The sequence below is a fragment of the Jiangella mangrovi genome, from assembly GCF_014204975.1.
Taxonomy (GTDB): Bacteria; Actinomycetota; Actinomycetes; order Jiangellales; family Jiangellaceae; genus Jiangella; species Jiangella mangrovi.
In genome coordinates, this window is record NZ_JACHMM010000001.1 from 3,612,801 (window position 1) to 3,628,745 (window position 15,945).

A 15,945-nucleotide genomic window follows, 5' to 3' on the forward strand; every position below is an offset into this window, starting at 1 on the left:
GAGGCGCCCCATGGCCGTCCAGCAGATCGCACATCAGCAGACCGGCAGCCTGGTCGCCGGCAACCGGTTGCTGAACCTCGAGCGGCGGTCCGGTCAGGCCCAGCCCGATCGCGCCAACGCGCTGACCTGCGGGCACCGTGCCTGCCGCGGCTGCGGCGAGGCACTCGGTGCCCGCTGGGTGGTCGATGCCGCGCTGCGTGCCACCGGCAACCGGCTGATCGCCGTCAACGCCACCGGCTGCCTCGAGGTGTTCTCGACGCCGTACCCGGAGAGCGCGTGGCAGCTGCCCTGGCTGCACTCGCTGTTCGGGAACGCGCCCGCCGTCGCGACCGGCGTGGCCGCCGCCCTGCGGGCCAAGGGCTGCACCGACATCCGCGTCCTGGGCCAGGGTGGCGACGGCGGCACCGTGGACATCGGCTTCGGCTGCCTCTCCGGCATGTTCGAGCGCAACGACGACGTCCTCTACGTCTGCTACGACAACGAGGCCTACATGAACACCGGCGTGCAGCGCTCCGGTGCCACGCCGCCGGCCGCTCGCACGGCGACGACCCAGGCAGTCGGCCCGGAGCCGGGCAACGTGTTCGGGCAGGGCAAGAACGTCCCGGCCATCGCGATGGCGCACGAGATCCCGTACGTCGCGACGGCCACCGTCGCGGACCTGCGCGACCTGGAATACAAAGTGACCCGCGCCATGCAGTTGCACGGCGCGCGGTACCTGCACGTGCTGGTGCCCTGCCCGCTCGGCTGGGGTAGTGAGGCGCACGACACCATCCGCCTCGCCCGCCTCGCCACGCAGTGCGGGCTGTTCCCCGTATACGAGGCCGAGCACGGCGAGATCACCGCGGTCACCACGATCCGTCGGCCGGCCCGCGTCGTCGACTACCTGTGCCGGCAGAGCCGCTACGCCCACCTGTTCCGGCCGCGGCGCCGGACCGATGTCATCGCGCGGATCCAGGCCCAGGCCGACCGGAACATCGTCCGCTACGGGCTGCTGAGCCCGCGGGACGCAGAGGAGGTGCCCTGATGGACACGCCGTTCGCCATCACACTCGGCTCGGCGTCGAGTCGGACGAACCGGACCGGCGCCTGGCGCGTCGAGCGCCCGGTCTACCGCGACCTGTTCCCGCCCTGCGCCGCCGCCTGCCCCGCTGGGGAGAACGTGCGCGAGTGGCTGCACCTCGCCCAGGACGGTGACTACGAAGCGGCCTGGCGGGAGATCATGACCGTCAACCCGTTCCCCGCGATCATGGGCCGGGTCTGCTACCGGCCGTGCGAGACCGCCTGCAACCGCGGGCAGCTCGACGAGACGGTCGGCATCAACTCGGTCGAGCGGTTCCTCGGCGACCACGCCATCGACGCCGGCTGGGCCGTCGCCCCGGGCGCGGCAACCGGGCGGCACGTGCTCGTCGTCGGGGCCGGGCCGGCCGGGCTGGCCGCCGCCTACCACCTGCGCCTGCACGGGCACGACGTGACGATCCGCGACGCCGGCCCGGCGGTCGGCGGCATGATGCGCTTCGGCATCCCTGCCTACCGGCTGCCGCGCGACGTTCTGGACGCCGAGGTCGCCCGCATCCTGGGCATGGGCGTGACGCTGGAGCTGAACACCCGGGTCGACGACGTCGCCGCCGTGCGAGAGGCCGAGGGATTCGACGCGGTCTTCCTCGCCGTCGGCGCCCAGCTCAGCCACCGCACCTACGTGCCGGCCGGTGACTCCGCACGCATCCTCGACGCCCTGTCCGTCCTGCGCCGCACCGCTGGCGGCGCGCCGCCGCTGCTCGGCCGCCGCGTGGCCGTCTACGGCGGCGGGAACACCGCCGTCGACGTCGCGCGCACTGCCCGGCGCCTCGGCGCGGCCGACGCCGTCATCGTCTACCGGCGCACCCGCGACCGGATGCCCGCGCACGAGTCCGAGGTTGCCGAGGCCGAGGAGGAGGGCGTGCGGTTGCGCTGGCTCTCCACCATCGCCCAGGCCGACGAGGGCCGTATCACCGTCGAGCGGATGCGGCTGGACGAGTCCGGTTTCCCGCAGCCGACCGGCGAGTTCGACGAGCTCGACGCCGACGCCGTCGTGCTGGCGCTCGGGCAGGACAGCGACCTCAGGCTGGTATCGCGCGAGCCGGCCGTCGCGACGGCGCGCGGCCGCATCGTCGTCGACGCCTGCTTCATGACCGGCCTGCCCGGCGTGTTCGCCGGTGGCGACGCCATCTCCGGCGACCGCACTGTCACCAGCGCCGTCGGCCACGGCCGCCGGGCCGCGGCGTCCATCGACGCCTGGCTGCGGGAGACGGGCACTGACCCAGCCGTACCGATCGAGGAGGCCGGGTTCGACGTGCTCAACACTTGGTACTACACCGATGCGCCCCACCAGCATCGCGCGAAGCTCGAGGCCGCGCGGCGCACGTCGACGTTCGACGAGGTGGTCACCGGCCTGGACGCCGCGACGGCGCTGTTCGAGGCGCGCCGCTGCCTGTCCTGCGGCGGCTGCTTCGAGTGCGACAACTGCTACAGCGTCTGCCCCGACGACGCCGTCATCAAGCTCGGTCCTGGCCGGCGATACGAGATCGACCTCGAGTACTGCAAGGGCTGCGGCCTCTGCGCCGCGGAGTGCCCGGCCGGCGCCATCACCATGATCCCCGAACAGCGACAGGAGTCGTCATGAGCACCACGCTGGTCGTCCCGTTCGATCTGGTCGGGCGCGCGGACGTCGCGCTGGTCGGCGGCAAGAACGCCTCCTTGGGCGAGTTGACCCGGCATCTGACGTACGCCGGAATACCCGTCCCACCCGGTTTCGCCGTCACCGCAGACGCCTACCGCCTCTTCCTGGAGGCCAATGGGCTGACGGAACGGATCGCCGCCGAGATCAGCCGGCTCGACCACGGGGCACCGCTGGCCGAGGTCGGCGAACGGGTGCGAACGCTCATCCGACACGGGCAGTTGCCGCGCGAGCTGGTCACTGAGATCGCCGCGTTCTACCGCGACCTCGGCGCGGCGACAGGTGACGACGAGCCGGCCGTGGCCGTCCGCAGCAGCGCCACCGCCGAGGACCTGCCCGAGGCCAGTTTCGCCGGGCAGCAGGAGAGCTTCCTCAACATCCGGGGCCTGGACGGGGTGGTCGCGGCCACCCAGCGCTGCTTCGCGTCGCTGTTCACCGATCGTGCCATCAGTTACCGCCGTGACCTCGGCTTCGGCGAACTCGATGTCGCACTGTCCGTGGGGGTGCAGCTCATGGTGGGCGCTGACCGTGCCGGCGCCGGCACCGCCTTTTCGATCGACACCGAGAGCGGCTTCCCGCGTGTGGTGCTGGTCAACGCCGCCTGGGGCCTCGGCGAGTCCGTCGTCAGCGGGGCGGTCGACCCCGACGAGTACGTCGTCTTCAAGCCGTTGCTCGATGAGCCGGGCGTTCGCCCGGTGATCTCGCGCGCCAAGGGCCGCAAGGAGCAGAAGGTCGTCTATCGGGCGACCGGAGGCACCACGGCCGTGGCGACGAGCGTCGAGGAGCGCGACGCATGGGTGCTCGAGACCGAGGAGATCCTGCGGATCGCCCGCTGGGTCGTCGCGATCGAGCACCATTACGGCACCGCCGTCGACGTCGAGTGGGCCAAGGACGGCCGGACCGGCGCGCTCTACGTCGTTCAGGCCCGGCCGGAGACCGTGCAGACCCGCCGGCACGCGACGATGATGCGCACCTACCGCCTCCGTGAGACGGCCGAACCGGTCGTCAGCGGACTCGCGGTCGGCGATGCGATCGGCAGCGGCGTCGTCTGCAAGCTGTCCAGCGCCGCCGACATCGACGCCTTTCCCGACGGCGCCGTCCTGGTCACCGGGATCACCGATCCCGACTGGGAACCCATCATGAAGAAGGCCGCGGCGATCGTCACCGACCACGGCGGCCGCACCTCGCATGCGGCGATCGTGAGCCGCGAGCTCGGGGTCCCCGCCGTCGTCGGGACCGGCTCGGCCACCACCGTCCTGGCCGATGGCGAACCCGTCACCGTCTCCTGCGCCGAAGGAGACCAAGGCCACGTCTACCGCGGCCGGCTCGCCTACAGCGAGGAGGACCTCGACCTCGCCACGATCCCCGAGACACGCACCCGCGTCATGCTCAACGTGGCCGACCCCGCCGCGGCATTCCGTTGGTGGCGGCTGCCCGCCGACGGCGTTGGGCTGCTGCGGATGGAATTCCTCGTCGCCAACCACATCAAGGTCCACCCGATGGCCCTGGCACACCCGGACCGGCTCGACGCACCGACCCGGCAGCGGGTGGAACGGATGACGCACGGCAGCCTCAGCCCGGCGGACTACTTCGTCGATCGGCTCGCCGACGGCATCGCCCGGATCGCCGCCGCTCACTGGCCGCACCCGGTCGTCGTCCGGATGAGCGACTTCAAGACCAACGAGTACGCGACCCTCATCGGCGGCGCCGTCTTCGAGCCGACTGAGGAGAACCCGATGCTCGGCTGGCGTGGCGCGAGCCGCTACTACTCGCCCGGCTACCGCGACGGGTTCGCGCTCGAGTGCCGCGCGATCCGCCGGGTCCGCGACGAGATCGGCCTGCAGAACGTCATCGTGATGATCCCGTTCTGCCGCACCCTGGACGAAGGACGGCAGGTGCTCGCCACCATGGCCGACGACGGCCTCATCCGCGGCGAGAACGACCTGAAGGTCTACGTCATGGCCGAGATCCCGTCGAACATCATCCTGGCCGCCCGGTTCGCCGAGCTGTTCGACGGCTTCTCCATCGGCAGCAACGACCTCACCCAGCTGACCCTGGGCGTCGACCGCGACTCCGACATCCTGGCCCCGTTGTTCGACGAACGCGACGCCGCCGTCGAGTGGAGCATCAGGCGCCTCATCGACCTCGCGCATGGGGCCGGCGTGTCCGTCGGACTGTGCGGTCAGCGGCCCAGCGACGATCCGGACTTCGCGAGGACACTGGTCCGCGCCGGCATCGACTCCATCTCCGTGACTCCGGACAGCCTGCTGAGCGTCATCCAGCATGTGGCCGCCGCCGAACAGGAGAACGCCGACGCCGCGTAAGCGGCGCCGGCGTCGGCGGCCGAGTCAACCGGCCGGTGTGGGGACGTCCTCGGTGATCAAGACTCGTGCGTAGGCCCAGTAGGGGCTGAGGGTCGCCAGCGCCGTCCGAACGGCCGGTCGCAGCTGCTCGCGGACGATGACCGGTACCCGCCGATCGAAGGTCAGCGACACGTTCACCACGTCGTGGTCCATGGTGATTTCCACCCTGCGTGGAGACGAAAGGCCGTGGGGCCGTAGCACGTCGGCGATGGCTTCCCGGACCCGCTTGTGGGCGGTGGGCGACGTGGGCCGGACCGCCTTCTCGACCGCGTCGACGACGCCGGCCGGAGAGCAGTGTGCGTCGGCACGAGACCACGGCCCTTCGACCGACGGGTACCCGCACAGCACGGTCGGGACCTCGGCGACGACGGCGCACAGGAAGGGCCGGTCCTGGTCGACCGGCGGCTCCGGCCGAGCCCGGACGTGCACGACCACGTCGACCATGTGGTCGGCCAGCGGGCACGCCCCGCCGAGCGCGAGCGCGCAGCGCGCCCCACCGCGGCAGGTGTACACCGTGTGGCCGGCACGGCGCAGCCGGTCGAGGACATCGACAGAGTCGGTGCCCGGCACGGATGCGGAGAGCAGGATACGCATGGGACTCACCGGCTCTCGAGATGGACGGGCTGGTGGGTGAGGTCCTCCACATCGTCTGCGGCCACGTCCAGCAGGTCGTCGGCGAGCACGCGTAGCGCCCGGGCGGCGGCGATCTCGTCACCGACCTCCGGCACGTTCGCGTCGTGAGGGTTGAGACGCGCCTTGCCGACCGCGCGGAGCCCGTCGGTGGCGTGGGTGATCAGGCGCGCCTCGGCGAAGGTCACGCCGTTCTCGTGTTCGCCGATGTAGAGGTCGACGGTCCAGTGCTTGGTGACGGCCATGATCTCTCCTCGAGCCGAGCCGGACGGGCGTGGCATGGCACCACGTCCTCAATCTCGACGCTACGGCCGGTGGCGGCCGTGCCCCAGGGCCGATGGGTGACCGCCGCATTGGACCTTCGGCCCAGCCTCGCGGGCCACGCTGCTCTGCCGCGCGCAGCGTCGCGGCGGTGTGCTGAAGACATGACGACAACACCCATTCCCGCCGAACACGTGGCGCCGGTGAACGCCCGGCAGATCGTCGTCGGGCTCGACGGCTCTCCGAGCGCGCTGGTCGCACTGGACTGGGCCGCCTCGGAGGCCCGGACCCGTGGCTGCGGCCTGACCCTGGTGTACGCCCACCCGGGCGACCGCTACTCGCTGGCGGTCCTCGACACCGCACCGCAGGAGCTTGCCGACGACATCTTCGACGAGGCCCTGGACCGACTGGCCACCAGCGGATTCGGCGATCTCGACGTGCGCACAGTCCTGCGTTACGGCCTGGTGCCGCGGATCCTGCTGCGTGCCTCGATGCGAGCGCCGATGCTCGTCGTCGGCAGGCAAGGGCTGGGACGGTTCGCCGAGCTCGTGATGGGCTCGACGTCGCTGGCGTGTGCCGCTCACGCGAGGGTGCCGCTGACGATCGTTCCGGAGAGTTGGGAAGCCCCCGCGCGGGCGCGCAACTGCGTGCTGCTCGGTGTCGATGGCTCCGCTCGCGGAGAAGCTGCCGTGGAGTACGCATTCAGACTCGCGGCCGAACGAGGTGCGAGGATCGTCGCCGTCCACGCGATGCAGCTGCCCCTCGGCTACCCGACGGACCGACCCCTGCGTCCCGATACCGCCCGCTATGAGGAGGCCGCTGCTGAGGTCTATTTGACATCGGTGAATCCGTGGCTCGCGAAGTTCCCCGATGTCGAGGTGACGACGGCGGTCGAGTACGGCCACCCGGCGCTCGCTCTCGCCCAGTACGCGGCCGGGGCGGATCTCGCCGTGATCGGCGGCCGCGGCCACGGACGGGTCACCGGAATGCTGCTCGGCTCGGTAGCGCGCAGCGTCCTGCGCCGCATGCCGATCCCCGTCACCGTCATCCGAGATCCCAGGGCCTGACCGATGACCACGGTCACGCTGTACCTCGACCGGCTCGATGCCGTGATCTTCGACGTCGACAGCATCGTGAAGGGGACGGCAGAGGCGCACGTGTACGGCGATACCGTGCGAGTCCTTCGTGAGCTGCGGCTGCGATACGTGCCGACAGCGGCCGTGTCGTCGAGCCGGCACCGCGTCCAAGTGCTGCACTCGGCCGGGGTCGCCGGACTTCTCGACGTGCGGGTCGACGGAGCGGACCTGGACAGGCTCGGTCTCCCCGGCAAGCCGTTCCCCGCCGCCTACCAGGAGGCCGCGCGCCGCCTGGGTGCGCGCCCGGCCGGCTGCGCGGTCGTCGAGGATGCCGTCGCGGGCGTACGGGCCGGGCACACCGGCGGATTCGGTGTGGTCATCGGTGTGGACCGGGGCGGCGACTTGGCGGGGGCGCTGTACGACGCCGGCGCGACCGTGGTCGTCTCCTCGATGTCAGACGTGCTGCTCGTGGAGCGGACGCCGCTCCGGCTGGTGCAGGCGCGACGAGGTCAGGCCGATGCTGTCTGGAACGACCGTCCGGTGATCTGGTCGCAGTAGACGCGGACGAACCATTGCTTCGGGTGCTCGGTCCAGGACGGGAGTGCCAGGTCCTCGGCGCGGTAGATGTCGGTGAACCGTTCCAGCCGCTCCGCCCGGCCCTTGACCACGACACTCCACGCCCGGCCCCTGGCCGGATCGACGCCGTCGGCCTCGACCGCGACCCGCGGCGCGATCACCGAGGCGGCCAGCTTCGTGCCCTCGCCAGTGCGGAACACGACGGTGCGTTCGTCGACGACGATGTTCACTGGGAACACCTCGACGTCGCCCGCGATCGCCACGGCCACCCGGGCGATGCTCGCGGAACCCAACAGGCTCCAGCAGGCGTCCTCGTCCAGCACAGTCATGCCCGTCCGGGGATCCGTGGTCACGACGGTCACCTCCTTCGTGGCGAGTGGCAGCGCGCCCCCTAGGACAGGGCGAGACCGATCTGGTCGCCCCAGCGGCGGGCGCGCTCCCCCTCACCGTCGACGAGCGGACCCGTCGTCCCGGTCACATAGAAGCTGGCCGCTGCCGCCACCGGGTGGAACCCGCGGTGGCGCAGGACGCGCCGGGCGGCTTTCGCCGCCGAGCCGGGCAGGTGTGGCTTGTCGGTCTTGGTGTCGAAGGTCGCCACCATCGTGTCCGATGCGTCCACCGTCGACAGCCACTCGCGCAGGCCGGTGGTCTTCGAGATGACACCTCCGGGTGCCTGCTCCGCTGCGCTCCTGCGGGTCGAGGCCCGGCTCATGCTGAAGGCGTGGGTCGGCCCGCCGACCACCAAGAGGTCGACGCCGGCGAGCGACGTTCCTGCAGAACCGACCTCGACGAGATCGACGGTCATGCTCCGGGCCAGTCCGTCAGCGATCGCCTCGGCGATGGTCTGGGTGTTGCCGAACGTGGACTCGTAGACGACGAGTGCGTGCATGACAGCTCCTCCTCACATACTCGAACGGAGCTCTTCTCGATGCTTCGACTCTCGCTCTCCCGGCGTCCCGACACCACCCACATTGGGCCTCTGACCTCGGGACTTTCGGCTACTGACGAGCTTTCGACGCGGGCCTAGCGTGGAATCAGGAGAGGGGAGGTGCCATGTCGGTGACCGTCGCCGAGGTGATGTGCCGGCGGGTCCAGGTGATGGACGCGTCGACCCCCTGCGTGACGGCGTGGGAGTTCATGCGCCGCACCGGGACCGAGCACGTCGCGGTGGTGAGCCACTCGGGACGGGTGCACGGCGTGGTCTCGGTCCAGGACGTCGCGGTTGCCTGGTGCGAGCGCGGCGAACCACCCTTCCGCGAAACGCTCGGCGAGCTGCTCCTGGGCCGGTTACGGCCACGGATCCTCGAGGACGCCCCGGTCGGGCTGGCCGCCCGGATCATGCTCGACAGCGGGTTCACCGCATTGCCCGTTCTGAGCTCGCGCCGCGCACTGGTGGGCATCGTCAGCGAACGGGACGTGCTGGCCGCCGTCGCCGGTGGGCGCCCGCAGATGCGCGCGCTCGTGGGCCGCGCGGAGCGCCCTGCACATGCGGCGGCCGAGACGGCGGGCCTGGCATCGTGACCGTGAGGACCGCACGGGGCCTGACCGCGCCCGAGGCGGCCGCCCGGCTCGCCCGGGACGGGCCGAACCGGCTGCCCACACCGGCCCGGCGTTCAGCGTTGCGCCGGCTCATCGACCAGCTCGTCCACTTCTTCGCCATCATGCTCTGGGCCGCGGCGGCGCTCGCGTTCGTCGCCGGCCTGCCGCAGCTCGGCATCGCGATCGTCGTCGTCATCGTCCTGAACGCGGTGTTCGCGTTCGTGCAGGAGAGCCGCGCGGGCCGCGCCGCGGACCGATTGCGTGACCTGTTGCCGCTGGCCGTCACCGTCATCCGAGACAACCGTCCGCAACAGGTCGACGCCAGCGAGGTCGTTGTCGGCGACCTGCTCTCGCTGGAGTCCGGCGACCGGATCCCGGCGGACGGCACCGTCGTCACGGCGGAAGGCCTGCGGATCGACACCTCCCTCCTGACCGGCGAGAGCGAGCCGGTCGCCGTCGACGTCGCCGACGAGGTGCATGCCGGCACCTTCCTCGTCGAAGGTGAGGCATCCGCACGAGTCACGGCCATCGGCGCCGGCACCGGACTCGCCTGGATCGCGCACCTCACCACAGCGTCCGCGCCGCCGGCCAGCCCACTCACGCTAGAGCTGCGGCGTGTGGTGCGGACGATCGCAGCCATCGCCCTGGCGGTTGGCGGCGCGTTCTTCGCCGTCGCGATGCTGACGGGCGAGCCGGCGTCTGACGGGCTCGTGTTCGCCATCGGCGTCACCGTCGCCCTCGTGCCCGAAGCCCTGCTGCCGACGGTGACGCTGTCACTGGCGTGGGGCGCGGAGCAGATGGCGCGGAAGAAGGCCCTCGTCCGCAACCTCGACGCCGTCGAGACGCTCGGCTCCACGACGTTCATCTGCACCGACAAGACCGGCACGCTCACCCTCAACCAGATGACGGTGGTCGAGGTCTGGACCCCATCGGGCGGCGCGCGCATCCGCACGCCCGGCTACGCGCCGGACGCGGTCGTCGAGTACGAAGACGGCGTGTCCGTGGCTGCGGCCGTGCGGCGGGCGGCGAGAGCCGGAGTCCTGTGCTCCACCGGTTACGTGCACCGCGTCGAGGGGGAGTGGCGGGCACACGGCGACCCGATGGAGGCGGCACTGGATGCGTTGGCCCGTCGTGTCGGGGCCGAGACGGACGGTGACGTCGTCGCACGGTTCCCGTTCGACCCGCGGCGGCGGCGCATGTCAGTGGTCGCCGGCGACGAGGTGCTCGTCAAGGGCGCGCCGGACGCCGTCCTGCCGCTGTGCGGCGTCGAGGTCGATGAGGGTGGCGGTGCGGCGGTCGCCGCCCTGGCGACGCTGACCCATCGCGGTCTGCGGGTGCTCGCCGTCGCCGGCCGGCCGGTGGGCGCGAGGGTGCCGTCGTCGGCGGCTGAGGCCGAGTACGGCCTCGAGCTGTACGGCCTGCTCGGGATGGAGGACCCGCCGCACGCGGACGTGCATGAGGCCATCGCGGCGTGCCGCCACGCAGGCATCAAGGTCGCCATGATCACCGGCGACCACCCGGCGACGGCTGCGGCGATCGCGGCGGAGGTGGGGCTTAGGCGTCCCGATGACCCGGTGCATGTCAGCGTCGACCTGCCGGACGACGAGGCCGTCCTCGCTGCACTGCTGGATCGTGACGGCGTCGTCGTCGCCCGGGTCTCTCCAGAGGACAAGCTGCGCATCGCCCGCGCCCTGCGAGCCCGCGGTCACGTCGTGGCGATGACCGGTGACGGCGTCAACGACGGCCCGGCGCTGCACGAGGCGGACATCGGCATCGCGATGGGCAGATCCGGCACCGACGTGGCGCGCGAGGCGTCGGACCTGGTGCTCCTCGACGACCACTTCGCGACCATCGTCGCCGGCGTCGAGCTGGGCCGCGCCACCTTCCTGAACATCCGCCGCTTCCTCACCTACCACCTGTCCGACAACGTCGCCGAGCTGACCCCGTTCGTCGTCTGGATGCTGTCGGGCGGGCAGTTCCCGCTCGCGCTCGGCGTGCTACAGATCCTCGCGCTGGATATCGGCACCGATACCTGGTCGGCGGTCGCCCTGGGCGCGGAGCCCCCGTCCAAGGGCGTGCTCGACCGGCCACCGGTGACGGGGCGTCTCCTCGACCGGACCGTCGCGCGGCGCGCGTTCGGCGTCCTCGGCCCGACCATCACCTTGTTCTCGATGGCTGCGTTCGTGCTGACCTTCGTCGCGGCGGGCTGGCGCCCAGGCGACCCGTTCCCCGGCGGCTCGACCCAGCTGGCCGCGTCAGGCGCCGCCTTCATGGCCGTCGTGGTGGCGCAGTCCGCGAACGCCTTCGGCTGCCGCAGCTCCACCCGCCGCCCTGGCGAGCTCGGCTGGATGAGCAATCGGCTGCTGCTGCCGGCGGTCGCGCTGGCGCTGACGGTGTCGCTTCTGGTCGTCTACGTGCCCGCCCTCGCCGAGGCCTTCGACCACCAGGGCCCGACGGTGGTCGGGTGGGCGGTCGCTCTTGCCGGCGCCGCCGGCCTCCTCGCCTCCGACGCCGTTGACAAGGCGGTGCGAGGGGCTTTGATCACTCGTCAGCGTCGAACAGCTTCGTCATCGCGACGGCCATGAACATGTGGCCTGTGGTGGCCAGCATCCCGAGCTTGTGACCGAGTTCTTCGAGGTCTGTATGGCTGAACGGATACTCGTCGCCGGTCTTCATGTGCCGCCGAGTGAGATGGAAAACTCCGTCGTCGTCGGTCGTGGTCACCCATCCGCTGTGCACCAGATTCCCTCGTTCGAAGAGAAGCTGAGCGGCCTCATCGGCCCACTGGATGCATTCGGCGGTAGCTTCGGGTCCGGCCCAGGATTCGTGTTCTTGGAGGTACGCCCGAATCGTCTTGGCGTGAGCCTTGGCCTTACCTTGACGGAGGTGTTCCTCATGGGACATCGAGCGGTCGACTACGGCCCGGATTCCGGTCAGCTGCCATTCGACCCGGGCCGACTGTACGGCGATGACGCCGATGGCTCGCAGGGCCTCGTCGTCGAGGGGGAGCGGGGCGGGGTCGACTGCCATGGCGCCAGGGTAGGACCTCTCGCGGCACCCGCTTGCCGTGGCGAAGGTCGACTGCGCGTCTGGTGTCAGAGACGGGCGAGGAGATTGGTGAGCTCGCGGCGGGCGGTCTGCTCGGTGAGGTCCCAGTAGACGTCGTCGCTGAGGTCCAGATCGCGGAGGGTGCGGGCCGCCGAGGAGACGGCCCGCACCACGACATCAGCAGCCACTGCGCCGGCGTACTCGCACGTCAGCGTCTCGGCGAGCCACCACAGATGGAGGTCGGGCATCGGGAGTGGTCACTCACTCCATGCCGGTGTGGACGCCGAAGAGCGCGACCTTCAGGACGCCGGTCTCGGACGGACGGGAGAAGACGTCGTAGGCGTCCTGCATCTCCTCCATGCCGAACCGGTGCGTGACCAGGCCGGGCAGAGTGAGCTGCCCCGCGGCGAGCATGCGCAGCAGCACGGACGTGGTGCGGGTGTCGACCAGGCCCGTGGTGATGGTGAGGTCGCGGATCCACGCTGTCTCGAGGTGCAGTGTCGCGGGTGCGCCGTGCACGCCGACGTTGGCGACGTGGCCGCCCGGCCGGACCAGCTCGACGCAGCTCTCGAACGTCTGCGGGATACCGACCGCCTCGACGGCGACGTCGGCGCCGAGGCCGTCGGTCAGCTCCCGGACGCGGCCGAGCACGTCGTCCGTGCCGGGGTCGAGCTGGAGGTCGGCGCCGAAGGTGGCGGCGGCCTCGCGCCGGCCGGGGGCCGGGTCGACGACGACGATGTGCGACGGGCTCAGGAGCTTGGCGGTGATGACGGCGGCCAGGCCGATCGGCCCGGCGCCGACGATGACGACGGTGTCGCCGGGCTGGACGGCGCCGGCGAGGACGCCGACCTCGTAGGACGTGGGCAGGATGTCGGCGAGCATGACCGCGTCCTCGCTGCGCACGTGGTCCGGAAGCCGGTAGACCGAGGTGTCGGCGAACGGGACGCGGACGCGCTCGGCCTGGGTGCCGTCGATGCGGTGGCCGAGGATCCAGCCGCCCCCGCCGAGGCACTGGCCGTAGCGGCCCTCGCGGCAGAAGCGGCAGCGGCCGCAGGCGGTGATGCAGGAGACGAGCACGCGGTCGCCGACGGCGACGTTGTGCACGTTGCTGCCGATCTCCTCGACGGTGCCGACGGCCTCGTGGCCGAGCACTCGGCCGGTTTCGACGGTGGCGACGTCGCCCTTCAGGATGTGCAGGTCGGTGCCGCAGATGGTGACACAGTCGACACGCACGATGGCGTCGTCCGGGCTCTTGACCGCCGGATCCGGAACGTCCTCCCAGGACCGTCGGCCGGGGCCGTGGTACACGAGCGCTTTCATGATTCCCTCCTCAGGGATCTCTGGTGCGATGTGGTCAGGCTTGGGTGACCATTTCGGACGGGTGCCCGCGGAGTTGCAGGTCGTGGGCGGACTCGCTGCGCTCGCGGATCCCAAGGAGCATCCGGCGGGTCATGATCAGCACGATCGGGTCCATCAGCTCACCGCCGACCCAGGTCAGTCGGCTCACGAGCCCGGGCATGCGCTTCGAGCGCGTGCGGACCAGCAGCCGGCACGATCCGGGTGCATCGTCGACCAGGATGAACGCCCACGTCGCGTTCCACGGGTGCTCGGGTGGCTGCTGCCGCAACACCAGCGCGCTACCGGGCTCCACGTGCTCGACCCGGAAGGCGTAACCCTCCTTCATACCGATCGCGCCGGGCGGGGTCGCTCGGACCTCGTCACCGACCGCGAGCCGCTGCCACTCCTCGCGCACGTCACGAGTGCTGTGGATGTCGAGGCCGAGGAGGTTCTCCAGCCAGTCGTAGCTGTACCAGCCGCCGCGGTCCTGGCCGATCTGCACGAGCCAGCGCCAGACCTCCTCGCGTGGCGCGTTGATGGTGACCGCGCGGGTGGTGGCGGAGTCGGCGTCGAAGATCAACTCGTCGCCGGGGAGCTGGCGGACCGATTCCTCCGCCATAGCGCCCCAGTTCCGCAGCCGTGCGTGCGCGACGACGGCCGCCGTAGTGGACGCCGCGAGCGTCGCGGCGGCGATCAGCGGCCAGCGACGTTCCGTCCCGCGCCCGGCGTCCGTGGCGCGTTCCTGTAGCTGCGTCTCCATGTTTCGACGACATCACCGGCGGACCGCACCTGGGAGGGCACAACGTCCCGGTGGGGCGCGGCATGGGTCCTGCCCTTGGGCCCGCAGCCCCCGCGACCATCTCCTCTGCCACCGGATCCCGGGCCATGACTGGATGGGAGGTGAACCTCATGCATCCGAAGGGGATGAGTCCGATGGCTGTCGCCGCCGGCACGCCGGTCCGTCTCGCGGGCCGGCTCGATTCGGGTATGTCGCGGTGGTTGTGGCTGGTGAAGTGGTTCCTGGCCATCCCGCATTACGTCGTGCTCGCGTTCTTGTGGATGGCGTTCGCCGTGGTGAGCGTCACCGCGTTCGTCGCGATCCTGGTCACGGGCCGGTATCCGCCACGATTGTTCGACTTCAACGTCGGCGTGCTGCGGTGGTCGTGGCGTGTGGCCTACTACAGCTACGGCGCGCTCGGCACCGCCCGTTACCCGCCGTTCACGCTCGCCGACGTGCCGGACTATCCGGCCCGGCTCGACGTGGCCTACCCCGGGCAGCTGTCCCGCGGACTCGTGCTGGTCAAGTGGTGGCTGCTGGCCATCCCGCACTACCTGGTCATCGGCCTGTTTCTCGGCGGCGCGACGTACGTCGGCTCGCAGGCGGGGAACTGGGTCGTCGGAAGCCCGGTCACCGGCCTGATCGGCCTGCTGGTCGTCGTCGCCGCGGTCGTGCTCGCCGTCACCGGCCGCTATCCGCGCGGCATCTTCGACCTCGTCCTGGGCCTGAACCGCTGGGTCTACCGCGTGGTCGCCTACGCGGCCCTGATGACCGACGAGTACCCGCCGTTCCGCCTCGACATGGGCGAGCGTGAGCCGGCCGTCCTCGAGGTCGGTACAGGACGGTTCGACGTCCACTCGGTCCACCCGGTCGAGCCCGCGCCCGTACCGCCGCCCCCGCTACCGCAACCCACGCCGTCGCTGTCGCCGGCGCCGCCGGCACGGCCAATGGGTGCGGGACGGGTCGTGGCGCTGGTGCTCGGCTCGCTGATCGGACTCGGCTCGTTCGGGCTCGTCGCGGCCGGCGGCGCCGGGCTCGCGCTGGACCAGACGCAGCGCGATTCCGGCGGCTTCCTGTCCAGCGCCGAGATCGGCTTCTCTACCGACGCGTACGCGATCGTCGGCACCGGACTGGAGATCGACACCGACGTGCCCGACTGGCTGCAGGTGCGCGACGTGATCGGCGACGTGCAGATCCGCTTCGACGCCAACGACGCAGACGTGTTCGTGGGCATCGCGCGGGCCTCTGAAGCCGCTGCCTACCTGGACGGCTTCGGCTACGACGAGGTGACCCGGGTCTCGGGCGGCGACGTCGGCTACGACCCGCACGCCGGCGGAGCGCCGGCCACCGCACCCGCGGCGCAGGACTTCTGGGTCGCCTCGGCCAGCGGGACCGGCGAACAGACGCTGACCTTCGAGCCGCAGGACGGCCGGTGGCTGGTCGTGGCGATGAACGCCGACGGCAGCGCCGGCGTCGACCTGGACGCGCGCGTGGCCGCGGAACTGCCCGTCCTGCCCTGGGCGGCACTGGTCGTGATCGGTGCCGGAGTGGTCGGCCTGCTGCTTGCCGTGCTGCTCGTCGCTCTCGCCCTCCGGCGGGACCGAACCGCGGGAGCTGCATGATG

At 71.2% G+C, this 15,945-nt stretch carries 16 protein-coding genes; 8 read left to right on the forward strand and 8 right to left on the reverse strand.

Going from position 1 to position 15,945, the window contains the following annotated elements; genetic code table 11:
* Positions 1-10 precede the first annotated feature (10 nt).
* Genes HD601_RS16685 through ppsA form a run of 3 tightly spaced genes read left to right on the forward strand, consistent with a single transcriptional unit; the run spans position 11 to position 5,036 of the window.
* The gene (locus HD601_RS16685; RefSeq protein ID WP_184823642.1) at positions 11-1,024 is read left to right on the forward strand and encodes a thiamine pyrophosphate-dependent enzyme; all 1,014 of its coding nucleotides are present in this window, start codon (positions 11-13) and stop codon (positions 1,022-1,024) included.
* Positions 1,024-2,658, forward strand: a complete 1,635-nt coding sequence (locus HD601_RS16690; RefSeq protein WP_184823644.1) for an NAD(P)-binding protein — start codon at positions 1,024-1,026, stop codon at positions 2,656-2,658. The genes HD601_RS16685 and HD601_RS16690 overlap by 1 nt, the downstream gene beginning before the upstream one ends.
* Complete coding sequence (gene ppsA, locus HD601_RS16695; RefSeq protein ID WP_184823646.1) at positions 2,655-5,036, forward strand: phosphoenolpyruvate synthase; 2,382 nt, start codon at positions 2,655-2,657, stop codon at positions 5,034-5,036. Before HD601_RS16690 ends, ppsA begins: the two co-directional genes overlap by 4 nt.
* Positions 5,037-5,060: 24 nt before the next feature.
* On the opposite strand, the gene HD601_RS16700 is transcribed toward ppsA, so the two are convergent.
* Together HD601_RS16700 and HD601_RS16705 are read right to left on the reverse strand one after the other, a co-directional pair.
* Positions 5,061-5,669 (reverse strand): hypothetical protein, encoded by a 609-nt coding sequence (locus HD601_RS16700; RefSeq protein ID WP_184823648.1) that lies wholly within the window; start codon positions 5,667-5,669, stop codon positions 5,061-5,063.
* Between the two features lie 5 nt (positions 5,670-5,674).
* The gene (locus HD601_RS16705; protein WP_184823650.1) at positions 5,675-5,950 is read right to left on the reverse strand and encodes a dsRBD fold-containing protein; all 276 of its coding nucleotides are present in this window, start codon (positions 5,948-5,950) and stop codon (positions 5,675-5,677) included.
* A gap of 180 nt (positions 5,951-6,130) precedes the next feature.
* Between HD601_RS16705 and HD601_RS16710 the strand changes: the two genes are divergently transcribed.
* Positions 6,131-7,033: a universal stress protein gene (locus HD601_RS16710; RefSeq protein WP_184823652.1), complete on the forward strand. Its 903-nt coding sequence runs from the start codon at positions 6,131-6,133 to the stop codon at positions 7,031-7,033.
* Positions 7,034-7,036: 3 nt separating this feature from the next.
* Positions 7,037-7,600, forward strand: coding sequence for an HAD family hydrolase (locus tag HD601_RS16715; RefSeq protein WP_184823654.1), 564 nt, complete (start codon positions 7,037-7,039; stop codon positions 7,598-7,600).
* Here the strand turns inward: HD601_RS16715 and HD601_RS16720 are convergent.
* Both HD601_RS16720 and HD601_RS16725 read right to left on the reverse strand, forming a co-directional pair.
* Positions 7,552-7,971, reverse strand: coding sequence for a pyridoxamine 5'-phosphate oxidase family protein (locus HD601_RS16720; RefSeq protein ID WP_221441058.1), 420 nt, complete (start codon positions 7,969-7,971; stop codon positions 7,552-7,554). The genes HD601_RS16715 and HD601_RS16720 overlap by 49 nt on opposite strands.
* A gap of 38 nt (positions 7,972-8,009) precedes the next feature.
* Positions 8,010-8,507 carry a flavodoxin family protein gene (locus tag HD601_RS16725; protein WP_184823656.1) on the reverse strand — a complete coding sequence of 166 codons (498 nt, stop codon included), beginning with the start codon at positions 8,505-8,507 and terminating at the stop codon, positions 8,010-8,012.
* Positions 8,508-8,677: 170 nt separating this feature from the next.
* Between HD601_RS16725 and HD601_RS16730 the strand changes: the two genes are divergently transcribed.
* Entirely contained in the window at positions 8,678-9,139 is a 462-nt protein-coding gene (locus HD601_RS16730) for a CBS domain-containing protein (RefSeq protein ID WP_184823658.1), read from the forward strand.
* Positions 9,140-9,141: 2 nt separating this feature from the next.
* Complete coding sequence (locus HD601_RS16735; protein ID WP_184823660.1) at positions 9,142-11,742, forward strand: HAD-IC family P-type ATPase; 2,601 nt, start codon at positions 9,142-9,144, stop codon at positions 11,740-11,742.
* Here HD601_RS16735 and HD601_RS16740 read toward each other — a convergent pair.
* The 4 genes from HD601_RS16740 to HD601_RS16755 all read right to left on the reverse strand — a co-directional run bounded on the left by HD601_RS16740 (position 11,699) and on the right by HD601_RS16755 (position 14,303).
* Positions 11,699-12,187 carry a hypothetical protein gene (locus HD601_RS16740; protein WP_184823662.1) on the reverse strand — a complete coding sequence of 163 codons (489 nt, stop codon included), beginning with the start codon at positions 12,185-12,187 and terminating at the stop codon, positions 11,699-11,701. The two genes, HD601_RS16735 and HD601_RS16740, sit on opposite strands and share 44 nt — an antisense overlap.
* A 65-nt stretch (positions 12,188-12,252) precedes the next feature.
* Positions 12,253-12,453 (reverse strand): hypothetical protein, encoded by a 201-nt coding sequence (locus HD601_RS16745; RefSeq protein ID WP_184823664.1) that lies wholly within the window; start codon positions 12,451-12,453, stop codon positions 12,253-12,255.
* Positions 12,454-12,466: 13 nt separating this feature from the next.
* Positions 12,467-13,525, reverse strand: coding sequence for a zinc-dependent alcohol dehydrogenase family protein (locus HD601_RS16750; RefSeq protein WP_184823666.1), 1,059 nt, complete (start codon positions 13,523-13,525; stop codon positions 12,467-12,469).
* A 34-nt stretch (positions 13,526-13,559) separates the two neighbouring features.
* Entirely contained in the window at positions 13,560-14,303 is a 744-nt protein-coding gene (locus tag HD601_RS16755) for an SRPBCC family protein (protein ID WP_184823668.1), read from the reverse strand.
* A gap of 173 nt (positions 14,304-14,476) precedes the next feature.
* On the opposite strand from HD601_RS16755, the gene HD601_RS16760 reads away from it, so the two are divergent.
* Positions 14,477-15,943, forward strand: a complete 1,467-nt coding sequence (locus tag HD601_RS16760; protein ID WP_184823670.1) for a DUF4389 domain-containing protein — start codon at positions 14,477-14,479, stop codon at positions 15,941-15,943.
* The last annotated feature ends 2 nt before the right edge of the window (positions 15,944-15,945 follow it).